The following is a 5,687-nucleotide window of genomic DNA, read 5'->3' on the forward strand; positions in this document are numbered from 1 at the left end:
TCAATTGCTCAACCATCAAATAGAAAGTTGACCATGAGATGCCTGTGTATCGCTTGAACTGAGGATCAGAAAGCTTGTTTGAATCGATGTATTTCATCCGCAGATTATGCACGAATGCTAAGAAATCTGGAGTGCAAATATTAACCAAAAAGAAGATCGTTTTTTGATTTATGAAAGAGATCTATTTTATTGCACAAATTGGATTTCCAATTTTATAATCCTAATGTTAAAAAATAATCTATGGTACGTTCTCCATTGATGGACATATTCCATTCTTTTTATCTATTCAATTAAAATATATTATTTCACTGTTTAAAATAAAATAGGTTTTTCAACATTTCTCGTAGAGTCATAATTGATGAAATTGAGATGCAAATTCAAAACTATGCAAGTCCATATTCTTTTTAGTTTGTTTATTTGGTGCAAAGCCAAATGAGGACACGCCCTAGATAGTAACCTTTATTTATTATCATATGACTTCTACCTGCCTATAATCAAGCTTGAGCTCGCTAAGCGAAGCGGGATGAGCAAAATAGTAGCCCTGAAAATCATCACATTCATATTTTTTTAGAAACTGGGCTTGATCCTGATTTTCTATTCCTTCAGCAACCACGTGCAATCCTAGTTGATGAGCCATAACAATAATGGCTGCGACAATCGCGCCATCTTTCTCATTTTGAGGTAAATGTTCAATAAAGCTGCGATCAAGTTTTATCTCATCCACAGGTAAAGTGCGTAAATAACTCAGACTCGAGTATCCTGTGCCAAAGTCATCGACAGAAACCTTGATACCCAAATCACGAACAGCTTTTAGAATTTCTAAAGAACGGTCAGCACCCGCAATTAACATGGTCTCGGTGACTTCAATTTTTAATAGGTCGGGTTGTAACTGAGTATCAGATAACGTTTCCTGTAAGTCATGCAAAAAGCCTGTGCGCTTAAATTGTAAAGGGGAAAGATTGACAGCTACACTCAGGTTAGCCCCATTTTTCTTGTTCCACGCAACAATATCCTGACAGGCTTGCTGTAACACCCATTGACCAATAACTACAATCTGGCCGGTTTTTTCAGCAAACGGAATGAATTCTACCGGAGAGATAAAGCCTCTTTGTGGATGCTGCCAACGGATTAAGGCTTCGACACTTTTTAATTGGCCTGAGCGAGCATCAATAACGGGTTGATAAACCAACCTGAACTGCTTTTCTTGCATGGCAACCATTAATTCGTGGCGCATCAGCACGTAATCGATTTTCGGTGTGCCGATAGAATTAAACGCATACCAATGCCAGGCATTTCCGCCTTCTTTTTTCGCTTCATTCATGGCATGTATCGCATGATGAAGTAATTGAGTCGATTTTTCTATTTGAGGGTCATCATCTGCAATGCCAATACTCGCACTCATATGAATTTTATGGCCATCAAGCTCAAATGGAGCTGACAGGCTTTTTAATATTTGCTCTGCAATAACAGCGACCTGTTTTAAATCATGGCATTTATTCAGAAGTATGCCAAATTCATCTGCTGAAAAATGGGAAATGATATCTTCTTCTTGAATGACCTGACGCAGGCGATTTGCTACAGCAATCAGAAGTTGATCACCAATGATGTGCCCCAAACTTTGATTTAAAGGCTGGAATCCATCTAAATCAACATACATCACAATCAGGGAGCGAGGATTGTCATGCTGAAGGTGGAAGGCAACATCCAGTATTTTTTCAAAAGTATGATGGTTAATTAATCCGGTTAAACTGTCATGGGTTTGCTGACGGGCAATATATTCGCTATTCGCCCGCTGTTGGGTAATATCTTGCTGAATCCCGATAAAGTGCGTGCAAAAATTTTTATCATCAAAAACGGGTCCTAATATGAGCTGGTTCCAGAACCAGCTGCCATCTTTACGATAGTTTTTTAAGGTCACCTGGATTTCTTGCTGTTCTTGAAGTGCATTGTGGATTTTATACACTGCCTCTGGATCTGTTTCGGGACCTTGCAGAAAGCGACAATTTTTACCGGTGATTTCTTCTTTTTTATAACCCGTCAGGCTTTCAAAAGCAGGATTCACATATTCAATGGCCTGGTCCGCGGTGGCCTTAGTCAACACGATGCCATGAGGATTGGCATCGACACTACGTTTCAGTAGCCGTAACATTTCTTCGGTTTCATGCCGTTCGGTAATATCATGGGCAATCCCAAATACACCGACCACCTGTTGGGCTTGTTGAATAGGTAAATAAGTGAGGTCTAGCCAGTAACATTTCCCCAAGGCATTCTGTGCCTGGATTTCCAGGTGTTGACTGTGGCCTTGCAAGGCCTGTTCAAATGCAGTTTGAGCTACTGACTGAAAGTTAGCACAAATAAATTTTGAGAAATGTGAGCCCCGAGTCTGTTCAAGATTAAATTTAGTGATCTCTTCAGAGGCGAGATTGACATCAATAATGATGCCTTCAGGATTATGTTCAAAAATCGCATCGGGATGGTAGGTGAAGAACGAACGGTATTTATCATTGAGCGCCAGTCTTTGTTGCCGTTCTGCATGCAGGTCCATACTCAGGGCAACCAGAGATGCGGCATGAGAAATTAACTTAATATGAGTAGAGGTGGGGCATTTAGGAGAACGATAATAGGTTGCAAAGGTCCCATAGAGCGTTCCCTGGGCATTAATAATAGGTGTTGACCAGCAGGCGTTCAGATTTTCTTCTTGAATCAGGCTATGGAAAGCTTCCCAGTTTTGGTCAGTGGCTAAATTTTCACAAATCACCAGTTTTCGGTGAAAAGCTGCCGCACCACATGCTCCCACATGTGGACCTATTTTTAAATCAGAAACTGTTTCTATATATCGGTTAGAAAAATGCTGGCTACCACTAATTAAATTTAAAGTTTGTTTTGTTTCTGAGTACAACATGATGGAGACCATTGAATCCGGTATCCGGGCCTCTAACCATTCACTGACGGTCTGAAAGATGATTGCTAAGTCTGCATGTTGCCCAATTAAATTAAAGATGGATTGAGTATCTAAATAACTCGCTGTTTGACTCATATAGCATACCGTCCTTGAGTTGTATTGCGCATTTTTGATAGATTCTCAAGCGAAATTAGTAAACTTAGAGCTAAAGGTTGATTATTAATCTTATGTAAATAATATAACAAAAATGCTACAAATATCACGCATAATTATCTAAAAGTCTTATAGTTATCAATCTTGAGATTGAAAGTCTTGTTTAAATAATAATTCTCTCGTAAAAATCATGGAGACTGAAAGATGAATCCTCTCTTAAAGGGTAAGCAATGTATACATTCGGTTACGTTTCAAATCCAGATTGGATGTTTGTATTAATCGAAGCTGTTTGAATATTTCAGTAGTCTGAAACCATCCCCCAATTATCTTATTTAAGATGGTTAGGTAGGGTTGCATGACTCTGTGTTTAATTAAATCATTAGTCCAAATTTACACACTAATCTAATTAATCAATCTTACTAACTCTAAATATTATTCACTTTTCCCATAAAATATAAAAAAGCTAAAATACTTCAATAGTTACTTAGTACGAAATTAGACCAATCAGCCATCAAATTTTTCCTTTTCTCAAGATAAGCTCCACGTAAGTAAGCTGCTTCTACTTCATCAGGTAGTTTATGTGCTAGTACATGCTCACAGACTTCACGAGGATAATCAGTTTTATCGGCTGACCAATCACGAAATGTTGATCGAAAACCATGTGTTGTAATTACTCGATTTTGTTTTGGATCAATATAGCCTAAGCCATTTTCTTTAAACTTCTGTTCATGCATACGTTTAATTAATGTGGTTAATGACATGTCAGAAAGCATGCCACCACGAGGGGCAGGAAAGATAAAGTCTTGAGGTTGAGTATATTCTTTAATTGATTCAAGCAAACTAATGATTTGCTGGGATAGGGGAACACGGTGTTCTTTTTCTGCTTTCATCCTTTCTTTAGGAATGATCCAAACCTTATTCTTAAAATCAATTTCTTGCCATTTTGCCCCAAAAACCTCGCCAGAACGACAGACTGTTAAAATTGCAAACTCCAGAGCTTTAGGTGAAATTCCTTTTTTCTGTCTCAAGTGCTGAATAAACTCAGCAACCTGTTCATAAGGTAATGATGGGTGAGGACGCGACTCCTGCTTTAAATTCCCCAAGATTGGCTCAAGATTACCTTTCCATTCAGCAGGATTATCACCAACAAAATATCCCATGGCCTTAGCATAATCAAAAATGGTTTCTATACGACCACGAATACGTTTAGCTGTTTCGTTCTTCTCAGTCCAGATAGGTCTAAGAACTTCGGCAATATCGACTTTAGTAATTGTACCAATACTGATATCACCTAAAGTTGGGTAAATATAGGTTTCTAATGTAGAAGTCCACTGTCCAATATGCTTTTCATTTTTCAGTTCACGGGCTTTATTGGCAATAACGACTTTTGCACACTCAAGGAATGTTTTGTCACGAAGTTTCTGAACATACAGCTTTTCTAGTTGTTCTTGTTTATGAGCAATTGGATCAATGCCACTTCGTATTTGTAATCTTAATTCAGTCGCTTTGGCACGGGCTTCAGCTAAAGAAACTTCAGGGTAGGGACCGATTCCAATATCACGGCGATGGGGTTTTAACTTTCCATTTTTATCCAGACGTTTACCTACTACCGCACGCAAAATCCAGACACGAGAATTGCCTTCTATATTCAAGCAAAGACCATCAACACCCCCTACAGAATGTCGCCCAGTCTTCTTAATTTTTGCTAAACTGAGAGCAGATAGCTCTTTAGATTTCTTTGGCATGTTCTAACTTACCCCACAACCTACCCCTCATAAAATACTGGAAATGGTAGGATTGGGCAAGACGGCTTAGGATAATAAAAATAATAAATAATTGAAAAATATATTTTTATAATATTATCTTGGATTGCTTAGGACTACTGTTAGACGGACACCGCTTCCGCCAAATATTTAAATAAGCCCTGACATTGTCAGGGCTTTGTTGTTTCTAGGGTTATGCAACGTAAGCCTGTAGTAAGCATAAAAATAAATACTCAACTTGTATAAATTGTTAAAATTAAAACAATTTAAATTATTACTAATGGACTAATGAGCTTATGACACCTTTTTCAATCGAGTTGGCAATTGAACAAATTGTTGATAAAAATTCAAAAGAGAATTTTTTAGAAGTATATAAATGTTATGAAAATGGTTGTTATAGAGCTGCTGTTGGCTTACTGTGGTCTGTGGTTGTAACAGACATAGTTTCAAAATTGCAAAAGGTTGAGATTGATTTTAACGATTCAACTGCACACAAACTTTTAACTGAAATAAAAGAAAAGCAAGAAAAAAAGGAAACTGACTGGGAAAAAAATATAGTAGAAGATGTGCATAAAAGAATGAAATTTTTTGACCAAGATACATATGAAAATCTTTTGCATTTACAAAAGAAACGTCATTTATGTAGTCATCCTTTGATTCAGGAAAGTGATAATAAGTTATATACGCCAACGCCTGAAGAAACGAAGTCATTCATCCGTCATGCGCTTGAAGACTTACTTATAACCCGAATCCTGCTTAAGCTAATGATTTCATAATTTGAATTGTTGGCTTATTTCGATGGGTTAATTGGTATGCACATAAAGAAGCATAAATTCCACTTAGAAATCCATGAATACTACGAGCTTTAC

Annotated in this window: 3 protein-coding genes and 1 pseudogene; 1 reads left to right on the forward strand and 3 read right to left on the reverse strand. The window is 37.5% G+C overall.

Features of this window, described 5'->3' with window-relative positions; genetic code table 11:
• Positions 1–469 precede the first annotated feature (469 nt).
• Both FB6_RS16375 and FB6_RS16380 read right to left on the reverse strand, forming a co-directional pair.
• Complete coding sequence (locus FB6_RS16375; protein ID WP_174560952.1) at positions 470–3,037, reverse strand: bifunctional diguanylate cyclase/phosphodiesterase; 2,568 nt, start codon at positions 3,035–3,037, stop codon at positions 470–472.
• A gap of 491 nt (positions 3,038–3,528) precedes the next feature.
• On the reverse strand, positions 3,529–4,800 hold the full coding sequence (locus FB6_RS16380) for a tyrosine-type recombinase/integrase (protein ID WP_174560953.1): 1,272 nt from the start codon (positions 4,798–4,800) through the stop codon (positions 3,529–3,531).
• A gap of 314 nt (positions 4,801–5,114) precedes the next feature.
• Here FB6_RS16380 and FB6_RS16385 point away from each other — a divergent pair, with 314 nt between their 5' ends.
• Positions 5,115–5,594, forward strand: a complete 480-nt coding sequence (locus FB6_RS16385; RefSeq protein ID WP_174560954.1) for a hypothetical protein — start codon at positions 5,115–5,117, stop codon at positions 5,592–5,594.
• On the opposite strand, the pseudogene FB6_RS16390 reads toward FB6_RS16385, so the two are convergent.
• Positions 5,575–5,687: pseudogene (locus FB6_RS16390) on the reverse strand (IS982 family transposase); the annotation flags it as partial. The gene FB6_RS16385 and the pseudogene FB6_RS16390 overlap by 20 nt on opposite strands.

The sequence above is a fragment of the Acinetobacter bouvetii genome (assembly GCF_902753875.1).
In the GTDB taxonomy this organism is placed as follows: Bacteria; Pseudomonadota; Gammaproteobacteria; order Pseudomonadales; family Moraxellaceae; genus Acinetobacter; species Acinetobacter bouvetii_A.

Excerpts from the sequence above, each read along its gene's own strand:
- FB6_RS16375 (WP_174560952.1), bottom strand. The coding sequence starts at position 3,037 with ATGAGTCAAACAGCGAGTTATTTAGATACTCAATCCATCTTTAATTTA.
- FB6_RS16380 (WP_174560953.1), bottom strand. The coding sequence starts at position 4,800 with ATGCCAAAGAAATCTAAAGAGCTATCTGCTCTCAGTTTAGCAAAAATT.
- FB6_RS16385 (WP_174560954.1), top strand. The coding sequence starts at position 5,115 with ATGACACCTTTTTCAATCGAGTTGGCAATTGAACAAATTGTTGATAAA.